The sequence below is a fragment of the Marinifilum sp. RC60d5 genome (genome assembly GCF_052400665.1).
GTDB lineage: Bacteria > Bacteroidota > Bacteroidia > Bacteroidales > Marinifilaceae > JBQTGK01.
Genome location: NZ_JBQTGK010000005.1, coordinates 95,274 through 115,050, shown reverse-complemented (window position 1 = coordinate 115,050; position 19,777 = coordinate 95,274). Strand labels below are relative to the sequence as shown.

Here is a 19,777-nt window from a genome sequence, read left to right as displayed (position 1 = left end):
AGGTTGCCTTGTAAAGCTGTTGAGCTTATTTTCGGCTGAAAGGAAGATGTAGTAGCGTGTCAGGATATTCAAAAACGGCGCATATTTTTCGGTAATACACCAGTGCAATTACTTCCTGAAGCAGGACACTTTACGCAAGAATATACTCTTGTGAGTTTTGTGTTTTCGCTTCGAAGAATGATGAAAAAATTGAAAGAGTAAATTAGAGAATAACTTATTGTCGATATAAAAAAAAACTATGCTGAATTTTAAAGTAAATGAAGAGAAATGCATTCAGTGCGGAAAATGTGTTAAGGATTGTCCTTCACAATGCATATCTATGGAAAAAGGGGAATTTCCTACGATTATTAATGAGGATACGTGCCTTCGCTGCCAACACTGTTTGGCTGTTTGCCCAACTGGTGCAATTTCTATTATGGGAGTCAATCCTGATAAAAGCATAGACATGAAATTTGAAATGCCTACTGCGCATTCAATGGAAACCCTTATCAAAGGTCATCGCTCAACGCGTAACTACTCTAAAAAATCCGTAGATACCAAAACCATTCGGAACCTATTGGAAATTGCCAGTCATGCGCCTACCGGAGGAAACAGCCAAAGTGTTCATTTTACAGCAACGATGAATGATGAAGTTACTGATGCATTTAGCAAGGAACTATTCGCCAGAGTAAAAAACATGCTGAATGAGTCGGACCCAACAACGGAGAATCCAAAAATAGCATATACGCGTCAAGCAATTAAACCATATTGGGAGAATCCTGCGGACTTCATGCTACGAGGTGCACCGCATATTCTTATTGCCAGTGCCCCAAAAACAGCGCCTGAGGGCAAAGTCGATAGTGTAATTGCTTTGACTAATTTTGAGTTAATGGCTCAATCTATGGGTGTTGGTACTGTATGGAATGGATTTCTTACTTGGGCACTCACCGATTTTTTTCCCGATTTAGCAGTGCAACTCGGCATACCAGAAGACCATGAAATTGGATACTGCATGTGCTTTGGTCTACCGGCTGTGCAATATCAGCGTACAGTACAACGCGTCCCTTCGAAAATAAATCTTTTGGAATCGTTCTAACATCAGTGTTCAAATCTGGTGATTTAGGAAAAGACTTGGAGCTAAAGTTTATCAATGAGCAATTCGTATAAATATAAACTCTCGACCAGATGTATATTATATATCATAAAAATTTATAAAACTTAAAAGACATGGATAATATTAAAGGAAAAGTAGTAGTAATTACAGGAGCAAGTGGCGGTTTAGGAGAAGAAACAGCACGCTATTTGGCAGAGAAAGGTGCAGCAGTTGTTTTAGGTGCGCGTCGTTTGGAAAAACTAGAAACCATTGCAAGCGATATTCGTTCCAAAGGTGGTAAAGCAGTAATTCTAAAGACCGATGTAACAAATGTTGAAGATGTTAAAGCACTTGTTAATGAGGGGATAACATCCTTTGGGAAAATTGATGTACTTGTCAATAACGCAGGCGTAATGCCATTGGCTCCTTTGGCTGCTCTGAAAACTGATGAGTGGAATAAAACTATTGATGTAAACATTAAAGGAGTACTAAATGGTATTGCAGCGGCATTACCCATATTCCAAAGTCAAAAATCGGGGCATTTTATCAATCTTTCGTCTATAGCAGGACTAAAAGTAAGCCCTGGAATAACTGTTTATAGCGCATCTAAGTTTGCTGTAAGAGCCATTAGCGAAGGTTTAAGAATGGAGGTTGGCAAGGATATACGCACCACTACTATTACTCCAGGTTTAATAGAATCAGAGTTACAATTTGGGAGTTCAGATGAAGCATCTTCACAGTTTATTCAGCAAGTATATAAAGATGCTATTCCGGCCATAAACATTGCAAAAGCGGTAGCTTATGCGATTGAACAACCAGCCGATGTAGACATAAACGAGCTTGTAATTCGTCCTACTTCTCAGGAGGCTTAAAAGTAAATAATGAAGACAAAAACATTAATAATTGGAGCCGGCGGACAAATTGGAAAAATTGTAGTCGACCTTTTACAGGAAGATAAAAAGCCGGTAGTTGCCTTAGTACGTAACGAAAACAAAGCTCAGGAGCTAGTTAAGCTTGGTGTCGAAACGGTACTTGCAGATTTGGAGGGGGGCTTTGAACATGCTTTTAAAGATTGCAATAAAGTGGTTTTTACTGCAGGCTCAGGAGGTTCTACAGGCTACGATAAAACACTATTGATTGATTTATGGGCAGCACGAAAAGCAGTGGATTACGCTATAAAGAACAACATTCAGCATTTTGTAATGGTAAGTGGTTTAGGTGCGGCTAATCCCGATGAATTTGTAAGCGACATAAAACCATATCTGGTAGCCAAACATTTTGCCGATAATTATTTATTAGATAGTGGTTTGAATTACACAATTCTACGACCAGGTGCTTTAATTAATCAGCAAGGAACAGGTTTGATAAGAATCTCGCGACCAGCAAATTTTAATGAATTGATTATTCCTCGGGAGGATGTTGCCAAGGTAATTGAATATTGTTTAGCAAACGAAGATACAAAAGGCAACATTTACGAACTTTTTAGTGGAAATGAACACATAGATTCCGTGTTTAAGATGGATGCTTAAGAGCAAATGCCAAAGTCACATAATAAATATTAAAATTTTAGTCAGATGGAAAATTGGTCAATGAATAGTGTTGGATCCTTATCCGACAAAACAATAATAGTTACAGGTGCAAACGCTGGTTTGGGTTATGAAACAACACTTGCCTTGGCTAAAAAAGATGCTACTGTAGTTATGGCTTGTCGAAATGTAGAAAAAGCGGTAAAAGCGAAACAAGCTATCTTGCAAAAAATTCCCAAAGCAAAACTAGAGATTATGAGCTTGGATTTAAGCAGTCTGAAATCGGTTCATGCTTTTGCCAATGCATTTTTAATTGAGCATAAACGCCTGGATGTATTAATGAATAATGCCGGTATAATGACTCCTCCTTTTTCAAGAACAGAAGACAATTTTGAATTACAAATGGGTGCGAATTATTTTGGGCACTTTGTTCTGACAGGCTTGCTTTTAGATGTTTTAAACAAAACCAATGGAGCTAGAATTGTAATGCTTAGCAGCAAAGCACATGAAAGCGGAAAAATTGATTTTGACAATTTGAATGCAGAAAAATCCTATTCAAGAATGGGTGCTTATAATCAGAGTAAACTGGCATGTTTAATGCATGCACAAGAACTCAATCGTCGTCTTTCGGCAGCAGGCTCAAAAGTGATTGCCGTTGCAGCACATCCAGGAGGATCCAATACCGATTTGGCTCGACATATACCTAAAGCGCTTTATTACATTCTGTACCCACTTTTACCTCTAGTTACACACAAACCTGAAAATGCGGTATTGCCTCAGTTGATGGCTGCACTGAATACCAATGTACAAGGTGGTGATTATTTTGGACCAACCGGTTTTGCAGATATGAAAGGCAAGCCCGGAAAGGTGAAGGCCAAACCTCATGCTTATAATGAAGATGTTAGTAAGAGACTTTTCGATATGGCGGAAAAACTAACCGGTTTTAGCTACAGATTCTAAAATTATAAATCTCAAAAACATGATTGAATTTAAAAGGGTAATTGCAGTTTATTTTTCGCCAACCCATACAGGGCAAAAGGTGGTAAGAGCTATTGCTTCGGGGTTTAAAATGGAAGCCACTATAGAAATTGACTTGACCAAAGAACAAGATGAGTTTAAAGCGAAGGATGGTGATTTGCTTATAGTAGGAGCTCCTGCTCATGGTGGTAGAATTCCAACTGTTGCTATGGAACGAATAAAAGGAATTCAAGGTTCAGGACAGCCGGTGGTATGTGTTTCGATGTTTGGAAACAGAGCCTTTGGAAATGCTTTGGCAGAATTAAGTAGCTTAATGGAAAAGAATGGTTTTGTTACTATTGGAGCAACAAGCTTTATTGGGGAACATTCTTTCGCCAACAAAAAAAGAAAGATTGCCGTGGGCAGACCTAATCTTAAGGATTTACAAACTGCGAAAGATTTCGGAGTTCAAATAAAAGAAAAGCTGGCAGGAGCCCGGGATAAGGATGTTAAAAAACTAAGGGTTGAAAGTCAAATCCCGGGTAAAGTCCCAACAAAACCTGCAGGAAGTATGCCCAAAATGGTATCGAAACCGACAGAAGATTGTGAGAATTGCAAAGTTTGTATCAGTGTTTGTCCGGTTGGAGCCATTGCCGACGATTTAAGTTGCGATGCCGAGAAATGCATTACCTGTTTTGCATGTGTTAAATCCTGTCCACACGAAGCCAGAGAATTAAAACATCCGCTGGTATCCATATTAGCATTTGCTATGTCGAAACAGAAAGATAAAGAACCCCAAATTTTTATTTGAAAAAACGAACACCCTATGAAACCTACATTAGAACAAAGAATACAACGATTAGAAGATTTGGAAGCCATAAAAACGCTTCAATCCACCTATGGCCATTTTGTCGACAAAGGATGGGATGAAAAAGAAATGATTACAGATAGACTAGAGGAAGTATTTACTGAAGATGCGATCTGGGAATCTAAGGAACAAGATATGTCGGTTCAAGGGATTCAACAGATTGCAGAATTGTTCAAAATGATGGATGCCAGATCTGAATTATTCATTCATAGTTTCTCAAATCCTATTATTGATTTACAAGAAGATAAGGCTACGGCTACATGGAGGTTAATTTCACCCATGAAGTTAGATGGTGGAGAACTGCAAAATATGTTGGCTAGTTATAATAATGAATACGTACGAACACCTGAAGGATGGCGAATTAAAGTTTTAAGGCTGATTCCTGCTTATATGCCTAAAGGCTAACAAGTAGACTTGAGAAAAGAGTAAGTTAGCATTACATTTGCCCTTTTCTTTGATTGTCTGTAATTGGTATACAACTTAAGGTAATTGATATACAAATCGACATTTCGTTTATTTTACCTTGTATAAATAAAAAATAGAAACATGATAATATATTTTTCGGGAACAGGTAATTCTTTAACTATTGCGAAAGATATAGCTTCTAAATTAGGAGAAGCAGTTGTACACATAAACAAGGCTAAAAAACGGAAGGCAATTACCGATGATGTTGTTGGCTTTGTTTTTCCGGTGTATAATTATGATATGCCAAATGTAATGAAAGAAGCCATTCAGTGTCTTTAGTTTTTATCGCCTTCTTATGTGTTTGGAGTAATTACCCATGGTGGGGATAAAGGTAATGCTATTTTATCTTTGCAAAACGAACTGCATAAAAAAGCTTGCAATTTGCATTATCATAGCGATGTTTTGATGCCTGTTAATAGCAGGATTATGTACGGAATGCTCACTGATAAAATAGAAGAAAGAATTAGAGAGTCAAAAGTTAAAACGGATGCTATAGTAGAGGATATAAAAAATAAAGTTCAGAATACTAAAAAAATCAGGAAAAAGCATTTAACTGCTGTGATGAGTAATTTGGTCACAAGTTCGGTAGTAAGAAAATACTTTACTCCTCAGATACATTCTGATTTATGCACCAATTGTGGTATTTGCCAAAGTGTTTGTCCTGTGAATAATATTTCGGTAAAAGATGGGAAGGCGTTTATTGAAGATAAGTGTGAACAATGCACAACTTGTTTGCACTGGTGTCCGCAAGTTGCAATACATTATAAAAAAAGAAAGGTTCGAAAGGAACAACAATATCGTAATCCTGAGGTAAAACTTAAGGATATTGCAAAAAGAAGCTTATCATTGTAGTTAAGGTTTTTATTTCAGTTATATCGGTATAAAAAATAGAGGTAAAAGATGAAAAATATACATAGATTAGAAACCATCAGTCAGGCTTTTGACTTTATGGGTCTTGATAAACCCAAACACCCTTTGGTAAGTGTTTTTTATCATGAAAAAATGCACTCGAATAAAGATTTAACAGGTCAAACAATTACATCCAACTTTTACCAAGTCGTATTTAAGATGAATCCAGCATCTTCTTTTGGGTACGGACGTAACAGCTATGATTTTCAGGAAGGAACAATGTTATTTCTTAAACCAGGACAGGTAATGACATTACCAGACTGGGAGTTTAACAACTCTAATGGAGGTTGGTCCTTACTTTTCCATCCCGATTTTATTCGAAAATCGCAACTTGGAAAGCACATCGATGAATATTCATTTTTCTCTTACGATGTTAACGAAGCATTACATTTATCGGATGCTGAAAAGAAAACCTTGGCTGATTTGCGCGATATAATAGAAAAAGAATACAGTCTGAATATAGACAAGCACAGCCAGAAACTGATTATTTCAAATATTGAGTTGATGCTAGATTATTGCACCCGTTTCTACGATCGTCAATTTTATACCCGTGAGAATCTTAATGTAGATATTGTGAGTAAATTCGAGAATCTAATGAAAGCTTATTATGCTTCTGGAAAAGCTATAGAGCTTGGTATTCCAACCGTTAAGTTTTGTGGTGCCGAATTAAATATGTCGGCTAATTATTTGAGTGATTTGTTGAAAAAGGAAACCGGACGAAATGCTCAGGAATACATTCAGTATTTTGTTATTGATAAAGCGAAAACAAAATTGTTGAACTCGGATGAAACCATCAGTCAAATAGCTTACAGTTTAGGCTTCGAATATCCTCAATACTTTTCTCGATTGTTTAAAAAGAAAACGGGCCTAACTCCAAATCAATATCGACAATTTAACTGATTTTAATTGGTTAAAAAATATTTTTTATCAATATAGGTATAAAAAGATGCTATATTCTTATTTCTATTAATTTTTGATCCAAACATTCTTGCGGATTCCCTTCATTTTGGTAACTTACAGGATAATTTGAAAAAATAAATAGAAAGAGAATGGTAGATTTTTCAGATGTTTTTCAAAATAATATGTCGGTAAATACACTTATCGATTCCTTATCGGAAGGAGTTATATTTATAAATAAAGAAGGTAAAATAGTACTTGCCAACAATAATGCCTGCGAACTTTTTGGCTATACGCACAATGAACTTTTTGGCGAAATAATCGAAAAACTTATTCCAAACAAATACAAACATTCCCATCATAAACATATACAGGAATATTTTAAATCGCCTAAAACAAGACCTATGGGGAATTTAAACTCTAAATTATCGGGACTTAAAAAAGATGGAAATGAATTTCCTGTTGAAATAAGTTTGAGCCATATAAAATCGGAGGAGGAACCTTTTAGTGTTGCATTTATTATGGATATTTCGGCTAGAATAAAAGCTGAAAATGAGCTAAAAAAACGTAACCTGGAACTTGATGCCTTTGCACATACTATTGCTCACGAATTGCACTCACAATTAAACAGCGTAATCGGATTTAGCCAGTTACTTCTTAACAATAATGAATTAAGCTCCGCAAAGAAAACATCATTCCTTGAAATGATTGTAGCAAGCGGCTTTAAAATGAATAGTATTATTCGGGAAATACTTCTTTTCGCAAGTGCTAAAAAAGAGGAAATTGTAAAAACACCACTTTCTATGACTCATATTATTACTGAAGTCTTAAAAAGGATACCTGCAAAAGAAAAAATGAATACTGAAATTATTATACCGAATAATTTTGCAGTTAGCATAGGCTATGGTCCCTGGATTGAAGAAGTATGGTACAACTACATTACAAATGCAATTAAATATGGAAAAACCCCAGCTGTTATTGAAATAGGAAGTTCCCAATGGAAAGATGGTTACAATAAATTTTGGGTAAAAGATAATGGCAAAGGCCTTAGCGACAAAGAATGTGAATTTATATTTACTGATCCGGAAAAACTAGGTGAAAACTTTATAAAAGGTCATGGCCTTGGTTTATCAATTGTAAATAAGATGGTTACAAAATTAGATGGCTGGGTTAAAGTGGAAAGTACTCCTAATCATGGGAGTATATTTAGCTTCTTTCTTCCCACATTGCCCGACAAATAAAATAAGACACAACTTATTGCTCAGTTAATTTGGCAGGCTAAAATAAAAAGTAGTTCCCTCCCCCTCTTTGCTCTCCAACCAAATTGCTCCATCCAACACCTCTACAAACGATTTTGTTATGGCTAATCCCAATCCTGCCCCTTCCTGCATTATTTTATTGCTAGTATCTGCCTGTATAAATCTATCGAATACCGATTTTTGTCTTTCTTCAGGAATTCCAATACCTGTATCTTTTATATAAAACTCTATATTTTTACTTTTATTAATAAAGCCAATTTCTATTGAACCCTTATTGGTATATTTAATTGCATTCTTCACCAAATTTGTAAGAATGGCATATAATTTTTCTTTATCGGTATTTATAAATATTAAGTCTGATTTTTCTGGCACATTAAGGATAAACTCCAAATCTTTAGCTTCCGCCTCTGGCTTAAAAAAAGAATATATATAATCGATCGATTCATTTATATTTATATTTGTCTTAAAAACCTCTATTAAACCAGCCTCTATTTTAGATATATCAACAATATCATTAATAAGGTTTAGCATACGAACTCCGCTTTCCTCAATAATATCGATATATTCTACTTGTTTATCACCAGTAAGATCAGGATCTTTCAACAATTCGGCAAAACCTAAAATACCATTCATTGGAGTACGAATTTCATGGCTCATATTTGCCAGAAAAGCCGATTTTAACCTGTCACTCTCTTCGGCACGCTCCTTTGCTTTTAGAATTTCTATTTCGGCAAGTTTTCTATATGTAATATCACTACCAAAACAGGAACCTCCCACAACTTTTCCTTTTTTAATTATGGGATTAAAAGTAACCTGTATATAGACAGATCCTTTTCCAGTATCTACCTTATCATCAATCATATACTGCTGATTACTCAATACCTTATCGTATCTTGATTTCCATAAATCGCGAATACCTTCCGGAATTGAATTAACTATACTTACCCCCGGTTTTAGAAAAACACCAAAAGCCTCGTAAAACTCATCTCTAAAAACATCGTTTAAATAAAGTATTTGATAGTTATTATCGAAAGCCCATATACTTTCGCTGGTACCTTCAATAATAGCCGTAAGGTTAGCATTGACGGCCTCAGTAATATTTTTTTCTTTTATTAATTCTGCTGTACGCTCCTGAACCGTTTGTTCCAAATTCACATTTAAGTCTTCAACAAATTCTTTTTCCTTATCTAACTTTTGATTTAGATAAAAATTTCGTCGGCTTTGCAGTTCCATATAGTAAGCAGCAAACATTCCAATAAGGTTTGCGCTTATAAAAAAGAAATTATTACTGATTACAACCGTAGATGAAGCTTCGGCATAAAATACAGCAAGTAAATTATAAATTAATAATATAATCCAACCAGCTATTGTAGCGTAAATAAAACGGATTCGAAGAAATAAATAACCTGAAAAAAAGATAAGCATCATACCCGAATAGTAGGCATAATTTTCAGGTTCGAACATTGTCATTGTTATTATACCTAATCCGCCCACTATAAAATTAACAGGCAATAGCACCTGCCATATTTTTATAAAAATTTTAGAAAAAGATGAGAGAATTACAAGGCTTGTAAAAGGAATAACAATAAGAAAGCGAATTTTAAAAAAATAATCAGAATAAGTAGGGAACATTAGCAAATCTAAAAATGCAAAAATTCCATACAGCATCATCACAAGAAACAAGGCAATTCTAATTTGTAAAATAGAGTCTTCGAAATATCTTTTCCTAAATGCAGCTTCAGTTTTAGCTGAAAACGACAATGTTATCTTATTATATTCCATTTTCTCAATTCCCACGTATTATTGCTGTTGAATTTTACCTATGTTTAACAATGAATAATAGTCAGTATTATCCAGCATTACTTACGACAAAATACTAAAAAAGTTAACTCAAGTTATATTTAGGTAGATAGACATGGATAATTTAATAATTATGATATTTTAATGTTTTTCTAAAATTTCCTCATCTATAAAATATGTATGCTTAATAAATTAAATTTGATATACGAACCAATGCAGCTATTAGGAAAGCACTTGTATGTAAAAAATCACTTTTAAGTTTCATTAACTTTTATTTAAGCCTTTTAGCACATGTTTACTTTATATTTGTATCATACAAAAACAAAAAAGTTTTTTCATAGATTAGATTTAGGTTAGTGAATAGTGGTTAGAGAAAATCCCGAACTTAACGAAGTTCGGGATTTTTCTTTGTATTAAATCAGGATACATCACTGCAAAAGAATAATTGCAAAAAGCAAGCCTTTTATATGGTAGCGGTTTGTATGGCGGTTAAACCGCCTCCTATGAGCAATACAATAGTAATAATTCCTTCCATCGGAGCCCAAAATACTTTTAGCCCAACAGGAGCATCAAGCTTCCCTCCTGATGTAAGCGTATCTACAACCATCAATCTACTAGCGGAAGATGTTACAAAAAAACATGCAAGCAAAACAGCCGTTACAAAAAAGATATAAATGGTAACGAATACTGTTCTAACAAATGATAGATAAGTGTTGCAATATTTGCATTCACCACTTCGGAAATTTGTGTATTACCTAATAACTCCAGATAAATAGCACTTCCTCTGATAACTGAAATTCATAAAAAAGTTAGCAAAGCATGCACCAAAAGAACACCCAATACAAATTCACATCTGGTTCTGCCTCTTAATATACGAGCAATAAAAATACCCACAAATGGCGACCATGCAATCCACCAAACCCAATAAAAAATTGTTCATGAATTTGCCAGTACTTGGTTTCATTAATCTTTTTATACGATTCGACCGAAAAACTTAGTTTCATAAAGTTGCTAAGGGAATACCCAAGATTTTACACAAACGATTTTTAAAAAAGTGGATAGATTAAGCCTCCGCAAACAATAATTGCCTCGCGCAATATCGTAAATGTAATTATAAGCTGCCATGATAATTAAATCGAAGAGCTCCTCCAAGATTTAGACTTTTTCCTGAGTTAATAAGGTATTACTAGTAAAAAAGAAATAATAATTTGAAAGTTCGACAGAAAATCTGCGGCATTTAAATAATTTATTGCATTCAATAATAACTATCTAATGGGTGACCTAAGAATGAAGCATGAATAATTCAATATTGTTTCAGAGCGACAAAACTAGATTGAATTTTAACTCTATGCAACAGGATATATTTTAAAAACACAGCTCAAAACAAGTCGCACACAAACTTATTTTATTGCACAAAAGATTTATCTGTAACAAAAAAATAAAATACAGGAATTCGTTAAAATAGTGCAAAAAATATTTGCCAAATACATGACAAATTTATAAAATTAGACGCCGAACGAAATATTACATTTCGGTAGCTTTATCGTCGGCACTTATTTCCTCTTTAATAACATCCTCTGCAGTGAGTAAGGGAGAAGCCTCCAAATCCTCAATTTCAAGCATATTAACAAGCATTTCTAAAGTATCTTCTATTTTTTTTAAATCTTTATCTGATACCTTTTTAAGTTTTAAATCCAAACGCTTCTGCAATAAATCAGGCGTATTATTCAAAAGCTTATCTCCCAATGATGTTAATGCAATTACGGTCGTTCTTCTATCACCTATTTTAGGTAATCGTGCCAACATACCTTTATTCTCAAGCCTGCTTATAATTCCCGTAACTGTGCTCGAATTAAGATTTAAATGATCACGAATACACTTTTGAGTAGCCTGATAATTAGGCGAATTCTTTAGATACTCTAAACACAAAATTTGAGGAATACTAACCCCATAATTTTTTTGCATTTTCTTCGATTCTAAATTTATGGAACGAACAATTCGCCTTATTTTAATAATGATATTTTTATAATCCATTTTATTTAATTTCTTTCAAATCCCTTGTGTTTGTAATTACAAAAATAGCGATTATACCTATACGGCTTTTGATGGTACAGAAATATTTATTTAATAAAGAAAATAAATTACATACAACACTAAAAACAAATAAACCAAAAAAGTAAATACAAACTTAAAAAGATGATTTATTATGGGGACAGTTTGTGAATGTATTCAAAAATAGAGTGATTAAGTCTCTTATTATCAGTATATTAATAAGAGATTAAGTAGCCCCAACAGGACTCGAACCTGTATCTAGTGTTTAGGAAACACTTGTTCTATCCCTTGAACTATGGGGCCAAAAGACATGCAAAAATACAAATTCCTGTTTACCATCAAAAGAAATAGTTAAAACTATGTAAAGAAAATTAGGCAGAACAAAAACTTTCTTAATCATCGAACAACTCGCGAATAACGGCCAAGGACTTTAAAGAAGTAAAACCCTGACTTTGCAAAGCATAAAAATTCAAAATAGCCCTTAAAATATCATCTCTATTTTTAGCATTCATTATTAGGTTATTAATTTCATCAATTGAAGTATTAAATAAAGAAATAAGCATACGACTCTCTGCCTTATTCAGACAATGAGCATGAGAATTTGCTGCACTCACAAATCTGCCATTATCCATATCGAAAAAAGCTTGTTCGGGCGACCAATTCATTTGAGGATAAAAGCCTAAAAAACGGGTCAACTTAGTAAGAAAATACAAATGAAAATTTTGTACCGAATCTTCACATAAATCAAGGTAACGTATGCTATTGTATAAAAATAGGAACAAGTCGGGATTGGCCTCTTCTTCACGTAAAACCTTAGAAACTACTTCGGTTAAAAACAAAGCAATACTACTTTTTCGAACATCAAAAATAAGATTATTAAGAGCTTCGGTGATACGCACCTCTTTTAAGGACTGAATATTTTTTCCTTCGCGATGATAGACTTCCATTTCGAGGAGAAAAAACGGACGAAACAGGTTGCTTTTACTGACTGATTTTTTCGATCTGCCTCCTTTTACAATATAGGCTTGTCGACCAAATTTCTCGGTATAAACATTTACAATTAAGCTGGTTTCGCCATACTGCACCCTGTTTAAAACTATGCCTTTTGTCTGATAAATCATGATTAATGTATAAACAAGAGTTTAATCACTTTTGATTCTGAACCATCAGAGTTCGAGCAAAATATCAGATAAACACCTGTATGAACACGCGAACCATTAAAATTCTTTCCATCCCAAATAAATTGCCCACCTTCCGATTCTCCTTCCCAAACCAAATTACCGCTAACATCGGTAATTTTTACAATAGAATTCGTAATTAATCCACTCACGGTAATATCTCCATCGTAGTTTTCTCTAACGGGATTGGGATATACATATAATTCTTTAAAATCATCAGTCCCCTCGGTAACTTTTCCTTTGTAGGAAACCATGCCCTTATCGGTCACAAAAAACACCTCTCCGGTTCCTGGATTTACCGATATTTTTTCAATTTTATTGGAAGGCAATGGACTATTAGATGTATTAAAATAAGCAAGCTGCTCTTCTCCATTTTCTGACACTAAAAAAGCGCCGGAACTCTCTGTGCCAAACCATTTTTGATTGGCTCCATTAATAGCTATGCATTGCACATTTTCGGTAGACAAAAGGTATTGAGTAGATCCATCGATAGTAATTACAGGACGATAAGCATAAAAATCGCCGTTTCGAAAAATTGCCCCTGGATCGGCATAAACTACTACTCCACTAGAGCTTGCCAACCATAAACTACCGTCTTCATCTTCGGCCATATCGTAGATATATGAACTGAGGGCGGAGTTATTTTCACCCTTCACCATGAAAGACTTTACTACATCATCGTCACCATTGGCAATGCTATTATTTTCGTTAAATGCATAAAGTGAATTACCCGGCTTTCTCAAAACCCACTTATCACCATTGGATAAAGCAAGAATCTTTTGCATATCAAGTTGAGTACTTAAACCGTTATAATTTAGTGAAATCCATTCCTTAGCATAAGTCAGTACTTTTACAGGCTTGCTTGAATTTGCATCTAAAACCCATAAATTCCCCTCCAAATCGGACGACATAGAAATTATACCTGTTATTTGTAAAGGCGAATTATCGGAATTCCAGATTGTTTGCAGCTTGTCATTTTCGAACACAAAAAGCCCATCTCCCCAAGAGCCAACATACACTAGAGATTCATTTAAAGCATTGTTGGTAATCGTAAGCAAGTCCTTCTTTCCGCTTAGTTCAGCAAGATTCTCACTGGTAAAATTATTCCAGTTATTAGATTTGTATAAAAATAATTCCGCATCAATATTTGAATTGTTATATAGATTATCGTGATTCCCTGCAACTGCCCAGGTTTTATCTCCAATCGAATGTATGGAGCTAATATCAGATCTCATGGGTCCATCGGGTTTTATGCTCACAAAAGAATTTCCCTGAATTTCCAGTAGAGATTTTTCGTAATCGGCAATAAATATTCTCCCTTTAACTTCCAGAGCATCTCTAAAATCATCATCTGCACCAAATTCTATATTAGATGTATTACGCCCACTAGAATCATATACTTCAACAGATCCCGACTTACTCAACCACAACTTATTACCGCTCTCACTTAACGTATTAATAATAGTAGTACTTGTTATAAAAATAGTCCAGTTATTATTCTGATACTTGTAAATTTCACTTGAAGATAACGAAGCTGATCGCAATACATACAAGCTATTATCAACAAATTGCAAATCGCTGCATGCTCTTTCATAATTGGGAATAGAAATATCACGCTTCCAGTTGTTAAAATCAGCCAGGTTAGTAGAGCTCAATTCTGCCTGATATATTCCTTCATCACTTGCAGCCCATATCATTTCACCATTTAGCACAACATCATTAACCTTTACCTTACTTCCCTTGTCACCAATAATATAGGTGTCTGCAATTTCATTCTTATCCAGATTTACAACAACAATTCCAAAATCAGTTCCCAGATAAGCCCAATTCTCATACACCGAAATAGAATTTATAGTTTTCTCTGCAACTGCCGAATATCGTTTAATATCAGAAACATTAATAATCTCGTCCTTAAAAATTAAATCCAAGTTCCCATTTTGGTAGCCCACAAGCAAAACCTCAGTATTGGCAGCCCAGGCTATACAGGAAATATCCGTATCTGACAAACCTTTAGTTTTGGAAAAGGATACGATATCATTATCTACCAACGAGTAATAAAACAGACCCGATTCCGTTAAACAATAAATATTTTCATCGGATGCAAGCAATTGCTTTGCTTTTCGATAGGGCAAATGCTCGCTCCAGGCCGAAAATTCCTGCGCCCACAAATGATTGAAGTTTAAAATCAACAAACAAGCTATTAACAACTGTCGCATAAGAATTTATAAATAATTAAAATTTATGTTCGAGTAAAAATTTAACTAATTTTTGAACTGCCAGTCCACGATGGCTAATTAAATTTTTCTCTCCCATTTCCATTTCTGCAAATGAAACGGAATAGCCGGCTGGTTCAAAAATAGGATCATAACCAAACCCATCTTTTCCTCGCTCACTTTCCAGAATATTACCTTTAACTATTCCTTCAAACTGATACTCTTTACCATTTAGTATTAAAGAAATTACCGTTCTAAACTGTGCACTACGATTCGATTCATCTTTCAGATTTTTTAAAACCTTATTCATATTGGCTTTTGCATCTTTATCTTCGCCTGCATATCGTGCCGAGTAAACACCAGGTTCATTATTTAAAGCTTTAATCTCTAAACCTGTATCATCGGCAAAACAATTTAGCTTGTACTTAGTATGAATATATTCAGCTTTCTGTCTTGCATTTTCTTCCAGAGTATCATGATCTTCTGGAATCTCATCCTGACAATTAATATCAGCCAAGCTTAATAATTCAATATCATCTCCTAATAAGTTTTGAAGTTCCTTAAGTTTATTTTGGTTATTCGTTGCAAATACTAGTTTCATACTTAGTTTTTTATCAAGTTTATCAAACAAAAAAACAACGGTTTTTAGCCGTTGTTCAAATATAGATATTAATAAAATAAGGTCTAGTAAAAACTTCCGTATTTGGAAAGATCTGTTCTTGGATTTACACACATCACCGGAATATGAGCCGAATTTGCAATTACAAATTGCTCATGTGCACCTAACATATAATCCTGGAAAGATATGTTTTTAGTGGTCATAATCAGTATGATGTCAGCATCAATTTTCTTAGCAAAATCAACTGTTTCCATAGCAAAATCATTTCCTCCATCGGCAGTATCAATTTCATAGTCGATCCCCCTGTTTTCCATATATTTTTTTGCAAATACCAAATTTGCCTTCGTTCTCTGTAACATCTGTCCTTCGGGCATTTTAGGTGTTATAACACGCATTTTTGCTTTAAAAAACTTACCTAAAAACTCAGCCCAGCTTAATTTCTCTTTGTTTTCTTTTTTAAAGTCGACTGGTAAAACCACCGAAGAATATTTTTTCTTAATTGGTGGAGCCTGCACCACTATAAACGGAACTCGTGAACCAACAATTACTTTTAAGGCCCAGCTTCCTGTAAGTTTCTGCATTCCTTTAATACCATGTGTCCCCATAATAACCAACATTGCATTAAATTCTTTGGCAATATCGTTTATCGATGTAAAAATACTTCCCTCCCGAACGACTGATTCCAAAAGAACATTTCTCTCCTTCTCAATTTCCTGAAGTTTAACGGCCATTTTTGCCTTGGCCTCTTCCATTTGAGATTCTTTCTTAACAATATGAGCAAGAGTTACAACAGCATCAACATTCTCTGCAAAAATTAAAGCATGCTCCAATGCATATTCTGCAACTGTTGAAAAATCCCATGCAACAAGTATTGATCTTTTAGTATTTTCCATAGTTTTGATTAAAAAAGGACCTGGCTATTATCATATTAACATAACTGGAGTTCAATTTAACTAATTTTAATTAAAGTAACAAATTTAATGTCTACATGTAATCATTTAGTATTAAATTTATTTTAAGTCTAATAATTAAAATATCTTGCTTATTTTTATAATCGTTGTTCAATTTTAGTTTATCAGTTTAATAATGATATTTTTATATTCCTTTACCTATACCTTTCAACTAGGGCTTCTTAATCAGTTCGAAATAGGTTTTGTTTCTCGAAACATTCTTCTGTTCGGATTAATTTTGATGATTCTTATTGTGTTTATGTTTTTATGGTTTAGGATAGAACTAAGGAAGCAACGCAGTGATCTCGAAAAAGATTATTACGAAAAAAATCAGGCCTTAATTTATCAAAAAGAAAAAGCTGAAAAGCTACTCGCTAATCTTTTGCCAAAACAAACTGCAGAAGAATTACAACAAAGAGGAAAAGTAAGATCGAAGCGTTTTAGAATGGTAACTGTGTTATTTTCTGATATTCATGGTTTTACTAAAATTGTTGAACAAATGAATCCTGAAGATTTAATTGATGAACTCGACAAATTCTTCATGCATTTCGATTCGATTGTAGAAAAATTTAATATCGAGAAGATAAAAACCGTTGGTGATGCATATATGTGCGCTGGTGGTATTCCCAATAAAAATCGAACCAACCCTATTGAAGTAATTCTGGCCGCCATGGAAATACAGCATTACATGAACGAAATGAAAAACAACTCGATAGATGAACGAAAAGCAATTTGGGGATTAAGAGTTGGTGTACATACCGGACCTGTAATTGCGGGTGTTGTAGGTTCAAAAAAAATCAGTTACGATATTTGGGGAGATACTGTAAACACTGCTAGCAGAATGGAATCGTCTGGTGCCGTTGGAGAAATTAATATTTCGGGAATGACTTATATGCTGGTACGTGAATTTTTCCTATGCGAATACCGAGGCAGAATGCCGGTAAAATACAAAGGCAATATCGACATGTACTTTGTAAAAGGATTTTTGCCCAATATGTCGACCGATTTAAAAGGACTGCTTCCCAATGAATATTTCATTACTAAATTTCAGATGCTTCGTTATGATGATTTAGAAGAAGAAATTCTTACGAAAATGGAAAATGAATTGCCTAAAAATCTTTACTACCACAATTTAAAACATACCATAGATGTAATTACCGAAGTAGAAATTATTGGCCGCAAAGAAGGAATTACTGAAGCCGAAATGTTACTATTAAAAACGGCTGCCCTATTTCACGACTCTGGTTTTATTCTTTCGTATAGTGATCATGAGGAATACAGCGTAAAATTAGCACGCCATATTCTTCCCCAGTTCAAATACAGCGAAAATCAGATTAATGAAATTGCAAACCTAATTATGCACACAAAGCATCCTCCTAAACCCAAAAAACTGCTTGAAAAAATTATGTGTGATGCCGATTTGGATTACCTGGGAAGAACAGATTTTATTCCTGTATCCGGCAACTTGTATCGTGAGTTAAAGGAAAATGGTAAAATTAAGAGTATCGACGAGTGGAATCAGCTACAGATTAAATTTATCGAGAACCATACTTATTTTACTCAAACGGCTCAAAACATGCGCGATGTAAATAAATTTAAGCAACTCGATAAACTAAGAGAACTTATTTAAGATAAACATACAGGCATTTCATTTTAAATCCCTTTCCCTAAAGTATTTTGTTTACAAATTTATGGTTTTTACAGATCTAAATCGTAAATTTATTACTACTGGAATTACCACATTTTTAGTTTAATATCACCACACTAACGAAAAAAGGGGGAAACAATGATTACAAATTTCGAAGAAAGCATTTCCGATAGCGCCAAAGGAATGAAACGATCAGTAATCAGAGAATTACTAAAACTTACACAACGCGAAGACATCATCTCTTTTGCCGGAGGCTTACCTGCTCCTGACTCTTTTCCAATTGAGGAATTAAAAGAAATTTCCTGCGAAGTTTTAGATGAAGATGGAAAATGTGCTTTGCAATATGGCGCTACAGAAGGAGATCATAAACTTCGCGAAATACTAACCGAAAGATATGTGCAGCAAGGATTAGAAATTACAAGCGACAACTTAATTATTCTTAGCTCGTCGCAACAGGGACTTGATCTTACTGGTAAAATATTATTAAACAGAGGCGATAAATTTATTTGCGGACTCCCAAGCTATTTAGGTGGTTTAAGTGCTTTTTCGAGCTATGGAGGAATTCCTGTTGGAATAGAGTTCGATAAATATGGAATGCGTTCCGATTTGCTGGAAAAAAGTTTAATAGAAATGCAAAACAAGCAGGAAACAGCCAAGTTCATATATGTTATTCCCGATTTCCAAAACCCCGCAGGTATTACCATGCCCGAATTTCGCCGACTGGAAATTATAGAGATCGCAAAAAAATACAATGTCCTAATTGTTGAAGACAGCCCGTATCGGGAGCTTCGTTTCGAAGGAGAACCGCAAAAAATGATGTACGACCTTGATACTACCGGACATGTTATTACACTTGGAACTTTCTCGAAAATATTCGTCCCAGGCTTTAGAATTGGTTGGCTTATGGCTCATCAGAAGGTGATTGATAAATTTGTAAAAGCAAAACAAAGTACCGATTTGTGTACTGCATCCTTCACTCAAAAAATTACCGCTAAATACATCGAGAAAGGATACTTTGATAAAAATCTAAAACTTATAATCGACATGTATCGTAAAAAAAGAGACGTAATGATTCAGGCTTTTAAAGATTTTATGCCTGATGGTGTTAGCTGGACTCATCCCGAAGGTGGTTTGTTTTTGTTCCTTAGTTTACCTAAAGATATGGATGCCGAAGATCTTTTTAAAATTGCAATTGAAAAAAAAGTAGCTTTTGTATTAGGATCTGTTTTCCATTGCGATGGCAGCGGAAAAAATACCATGAGAATAAATTTCTCATTTATGGATGAAAAAAATAACAGAATTGGAGTACAACGTATTGCAGAATCTATTAAATTGCTATTGCAAAACAATGTTGAAGTTTAACG

20 protein-coding genes and 1 tRNA gene are annotated in these 19,777 nt (G+C 34.5%); 12 read left to right on the top strand and 9 right to left on the bottom strand.

From position 1 onward, the window contains the following. Positions 1 to 238: 238 nt before the first annotated feature. The 10 genes from ACT3CE_RS13220 (at position 239) to ACT3CE_RS13175 (ending at position 7,935) form a co-directional block, all read left to right on the top strand. Positions 239 to 1,075, top strand: a complete 837-nt coding sequence (locus ACT3CE_RS13220) for a nitroreductase family protein (protein ID WP_444710240.1) — start codon at positions 239 to 241, stop codon at positions 1,073 to 1,075. A gap of 131 nt (positions 1,076 to 1,206) precedes the next feature. Next, positions 1,207 to 1,944, top strand: coding sequence for an SDR family oxidoreductase (locus ACT3CE_RS13215; RefSeq protein WP_444710239.1), 738 nt, complete (start codon positions 1,207 to 1,209; stop codon positions 1,942 to 1,944). A 9-nt stretch (positions 1,945 to 1,953) separates the two neighbouring features. Continuing rightward, positions 1,954 to 2,601, top strand: a complete 648-nt coding sequence (locus tag ACT3CE_RS13210; protein WP_444710238.1) for an SDR family oxidoreductase — start codon at positions 1,954 to 1,956, stop codon at positions 2,599 to 2,601. A 45-nt stretch (positions 2,602 to 2,646) separates the two neighbouring features. After that, positions 2,647 to 3,558 carry an oxidoreductase gene (locus ACT3CE_RS13205; RefSeq protein ID WP_444710237.1) on the top strand — a complete coding sequence of 304 codons (912 nt, stop codon included), beginning with the start codon at positions 2,647 to 2,649 and terminating at the stop codon, positions 3,556 to 3,558. Between the two features lie 19 nt (positions 3,559 to 3,577). Further along, on the top strand, positions 3,578 to 4,366 hold the full coding sequence (locus ACT3CE_RS13200) for an EFR1 family ferrodoxin (RefSeq protein ID WP_444710236.1): 789 nt from the start codon (positions 3,578 to 3,580) through the stop codon (positions 4,364 to 4,366). Between the two features lie 15 nt (positions 4,367 to 4,381). Continuing rightward, the gene (locus ACT3CE_RS13195) at positions 4,382 to 4,828 is read left to right on the top strand and encodes a nuclear transport factor 2 family protein (RefSeq protein ID WP_444710235.1); all 447 of its coding nucleotides are present in this window, start codon (positions 4,382 to 4,384) and stop codon (positions 4,826 to 4,828) included. 141 nt (positions 4,829 to 4,969) lie between these two features. Then, complete coding sequence (locus tag ACT3CE_RS13190) at positions 4,970 to 5,167, top strand: hypothetical protein (protein ID WP_444710234.1); 198 nt, start codon at positions 4,970 to 4,972, stop codon at positions 5,165 to 5,167. A gap of 18 nt (positions 5,168 to 5,185) precedes the next feature. After that, on the top strand, positions 5,186 to 5,740 hold the full coding sequence (locus tag ACT3CE_RS13185) for an EFR1 family ferrodoxin (protein WP_444710233.1): 555 nt from the start codon (positions 5,186 to 5,188) through the stop codon (positions 5,738 to 5,740). A 48-nt stretch (positions 5,741 to 5,788) separates the two neighbouring features. Continuing rightward, positions 5,789 to 6,697, top strand: a complete 909-nt coding sequence (locus ACT3CE_RS13180; protein WP_444710232.1) for a helix-turn-helix domain-containing protein — start codon at positions 5,789 to 5,791, stop codon at positions 6,695 to 6,697. A gap of 149 nt (positions 6,698 to 6,846) precedes the next feature. Beyond that, positions 6,847 to 7,935 carry a PAS domain-containing sensor histidine kinase gene (locus ACT3CE_RS13175; RefSeq protein ID WP_444710231.1) on the top strand — a complete coding sequence of 363 codons (1,089 nt, stop codon included), beginning with the start codon at positions 6,847 to 6,849 and terminating at the stop codon, positions 7,933 to 7,935. 24 nt (positions 7,936 to 7,959) lie between these two features. Here ACT3CE_RS13175 and ACT3CE_RS13170 read toward each other — a convergent pair whose 3' ends face one another. The 9 genes from ACT3CE_RS13170 to ACT3CE_RS13130 all read right to left on the bottom strand — a co-directional run bounded on the left by ACT3CE_RS13170 (position 7,960) and on the right by ACT3CE_RS13130 (position 16,708). Continuing rightward, complete coding sequence (locus ACT3CE_RS13170; protein WP_444710230.1) at positions 7,960 to 9,750, bottom strand: ATP-binding protein; 1,791 nt, start codon at positions 9,748 to 9,750, stop codon at positions 7,960 to 7,962. Positions 9,751 to 10,216: 466 nt separating this feature from the next. Then, positions 10,217 to 10,402, bottom strand: coding sequence for a BCCT family transporter (locus tag ACT3CE_RS13165; RefSeq protein WP_444710229.1), 186 nt, complete (start codon positions 10,400 to 10,402; stop codon positions 10,217 to 10,219). 149 nt (positions 10,403 to 10,551) lie between these two features. Beyond that, positions 10,552 to 10,686, bottom strand: coding sequence for a BCCT family transporter (locus tag ACT3CE_RS13160; protein WP_444710322.1), 135 nt, complete (start codon positions 10,684 to 10,686; stop codon positions 10,552 to 10,554). Positions 10,687 to 11,277: 591 nt separating this feature from the next. Then, a complete protein-coding gene (locus tag ACT3CE_RS13155) occupies positions 11,278 to 11,787 on the bottom strand; it encodes a MarR family winged helix-turn-helix transcriptional regulator (protein WP_444710228.1) in 510 nt (169 codons plus the stop codon). A 249-nt stretch (positions 11,788 to 12,036) separates the two neighbouring features. After that, a tRNA-Arg gene (locus ACT3CE_RS13150) sits at positions 12,037 to 12,108 on the bottom strand. Between the two features lie 89 nt (positions 12,109 to 12,197). Further along, entirely contained in the window at positions 12,198 to 12,926 is a 729-nt protein-coding gene (gene recO, locus ACT3CE_RS13145; protein WP_444710227.1) for a DNA repair protein RecO, read from the bottom strand. A gap of 2 nt (positions 12,927 to 12,928) precedes the next feature. Then, positions 12,929 to 15,199 (bottom strand): type IX secretion system anionic LPS delivery protein PorZ, encoded by a 2,271-nt coding sequence (porZ, locus tag ACT3CE_RS13140; protein WP_444710226.1) that lies wholly within the window; start codon positions 15,197 to 15,199, stop codon positions 12,929 to 12,931. Between the two features lie 16 nt (positions 15,200 to 15,215). Then, positions 15,216 to 15,797 (bottom strand): non-canonical purine NTP diphosphatase, encoded by a 582-nt coding sequence (locus tag ACT3CE_RS13135; protein ID WP_444710225.1) that lies wholly within the window; start codon positions 15,795 to 15,797, stop codon positions 15,216 to 15,218. 83 nt (positions 15,798 to 15,880) lie between these two features. Then, positions 15,881 to 16,708 (bottom strand): universal stress protein, encoded by an 828-nt coding sequence (locus ACT3CE_RS13130; protein ID WP_444710224.1) that lies wholly within the window; start codon positions 16,706 to 16,708, stop codon positions 15,881 to 15,883. Between the two features lie 193 nt (positions 16,709 to 16,901). Between ACT3CE_RS13130 and ACT3CE_RS13125 the strand changes: the two genes are divergently transcribed. Both ACT3CE_RS13125 and ACT3CE_RS13120 read left to right on the top strand, forming a co-directional pair. Beyond that, positions 16,902 to 18,395: an adenylate/guanylate cyclase domain-containing protein gene (locus tag ACT3CE_RS13125; RefSeq protein ID WP_444710223.1), complete on the top strand. Its 1,494-nt coding sequence runs from the start codon at positions 16,902 to 16,904 to the stop codon at positions 18,393 to 18,395. 156 nt (positions 18,396 to 18,551) lie between these two features. Next, on the top strand, positions 18,552 to 19,775 hold the full coding sequence (locus tag ACT3CE_RS13120; RefSeq protein ID WP_444710222.1) for an aminotransferase-like domain-containing protein: 1,224 nt from the start codon (positions 18,552 to 18,554) through the stop codon (positions 19,773 to 19,775). The last annotated feature ends 2 nt before the right edge of the window (positions 19,776 to 19,777 follow it).

Coding starts and splice junctions, on each gene's coding strand:
- ACT3CE_RS13220 (WP_444710240.1), top strand. CDS start 239: ATGCTGAATTTTAAAGTAAATGAAGAGAAATGCATTCAGTGCGGAAAA.
- ACT3CE_RS13215 (WP_444710239.1), top strand. CDS start 1,207: ATGGATAATATTAAAGGAAAAGTAGTAGTAATTACAGGAGCAAGTGGC.
- ACT3CE_RS13210 (WP_444710238.1), top strand. CDS start 1,954: ATGAAGACAAAAACATTAATAATTGGAGCCGGCGGACAAATTGGAAAA.
- ACT3CE_RS13205 (WP_444710237.1), top strand. CDS start 2,647: ATGGAAAATTGGTCAATGAATAGTGTTGGATCCTTATCCGACAAAACA.
- ACT3CE_RS13200 (WP_444710236.1), top strand. CDS start 3,578: ATGATTGAATTTAAAAGGGTAATTGCAGTTTATTTTTCGCCAACCCAT.
- ACT3CE_RS13195 (WP_444710235.1), top strand. CDS start 4,382: ATGAAACCTACATTAGAACAAAGAATACAACGATTAGAAGATTTGGAA.
- ACT3CE_RS13190 (WP_444710234.1), top strand. CDS start 4,970: ATGATAATATATTTTTCGGGAACAGGTAATTCTTTAACTATTGCGAAA.
- ACT3CE_RS13180 (WP_444710232.1), top strand. CDS start 5,789: ATGAAAAATATACATAGATTAGAAACCATCAGTCAGGCTTTTGACTTT.
- ACT3CE_RS13175 (WP_444710231.1), top strand. CDS start 6,847: ATGGTAGATTTTTCAGATGTTTTTCAAAATAATATGTCGGTAAATACA.
- ACT3CE_RS13155 (WP_444710228.1), bottom strand. CDS start 11,787: ATGGATTATAAAAATATCATTATTAAAATAAGGCGAATTGTTCGTTCC.
- recO (WP_444710227.1), bottom strand. CDS start 12,926: ATGATTTATCAGACAAAAGGCATAGTTTTAAACAGGGTGCAGTATGGC.
- porZ (WP_444710226.1), bottom strand. CDS start 15,199: ATGCGACAGTTGTTAATAGCTTGTTTGTTGATTTTAAACTTCAATCAT.
- ACT3CE_RS13135 (WP_444710225.1), bottom strand. CDS start 15,797: ATGAAACTAGTATTTGCAACGAATAACCAAAATAAACTTAAGGAACTT.
- ACT3CE_RS13130 (WP_444710224.1), bottom strand. CDS start 16,708: ATGGAAAATACTAAAAGATCAATACTTGTTGCATGGGATTTTTCAACA.
- ACT3CE_RS13125 (WP_444710223.1), top strand. CDS start 16,902: ATGATATTTTTATATTCCTTTACCTATACCTTTCAACTAGGGCTTCTT.
- ACT3CE_RS13120 (WP_444710222.1), top strand. CDS start 18,552: ATGATTACAAATTTCGAAGAAAGCATTTCCGATAGCGCCAAAGGAATG.